Genomic DNA, 917 nt, shown 5'->3' with positions numbered 1-917 from the left:
GGGGACAAGCTCGAATGGCATCGGCGTGACGCCCTCGGCGAGGCGGCGTGCGGTGACGAGGAAGCCGGTGTGGCCGATCATGCGGTGGTCGGGGCGGACGGCGAGGCCGTCGACGTGCCAGGTGCGGAGCATGGTCTCGGACGCGTGGGGCTCGGCGAAGCCGCCGTGGCCGCGCAGGTCCTCGACGATGCGCGACATCTGGGTGGTGGTGGCGATGTAGGCGCAGACGATGCCGCCGGGGATGAGGGCCTTGGCGACGGCGTCGAGGGGTTCCCAGGGGGCGAGCATGTCGAGGACGACGCGGTCGGCCTCGGTCTCGGCGAGGGCGTGTTCGAGGGAGCCGACGGTGAGGCGCCAGGCGGGGTGGGGGCCGCCGAAGAACCTCTCGACGTTGGCGCGGGCGATGTCGGCGAAGTCGGGGCGGCGTTCGTAGGAGGACAGGAGGCCGTGTTCGCCGACGGCGCGCAGCAGGAAGCAGCTGAGGGCGCCGGATCCGGCGCCGGCCTCGATGACGCGGGCGCCGGGGAAGATGTCGGCCATGGCGATGATCTGGGCGGCGTCCTTGGGGTAGACGACGGCGGCGCCGCGGGGCATGCGGAGGGTGAAGTCGGTGAGGAGGGGCCGGAAGGCGAGGTATTCGGTGCCGCCGGTGGTGCGGTAGACGGTGCCTTCGGGGCTGCCGATGATGTCGTCGTGGGGGACGGAGCCCTTGTGGGAGTGGTACTCCTTGCCGGGCTGGAGGGTGATGGTGTTGACGCGGCCTTTGGGGTCGGTGAGCTGAACCTGGTCTCCGGGCCGGAAGGGGCCGTGGGGCTGTCTCTTTTACAAATCTGAGGCTGCCGACGACCTTACGCGTGTAGTTTTCGGTGGTTGCCGTACCATTAAAAAAAAAAAAAAGAAAAAAAATCAGGACCTTC

1 pseudogene is annotated in these 917 nt (G+C 68.4%); it reads right to left on the bottom strand.

The annotated features are described in order from the left end of the window. Window positions 1-819: pseudogene (locus E1289_RS37760) on the bottom strand (tRNA (adenine-N1)-methyltransferase); the annotation flags it as partial. Window positions 820-917: the final 98 nt, after the last annotated feature.

Origin of the sequence: Actinomadura sp. 6K520, from assembly GCF_004349245.1 — a bacterium.
Taxonomy (GTDB): Bacteria; Actinomycetota; Actinomycetes; order Streptosporangiales; family Streptosporangiaceae; genus Spirillospora.
Note: the sequence above shows the minus strand (reverse complement) of the source record. Positions and strands in the feature narration are given on the sequence as shown.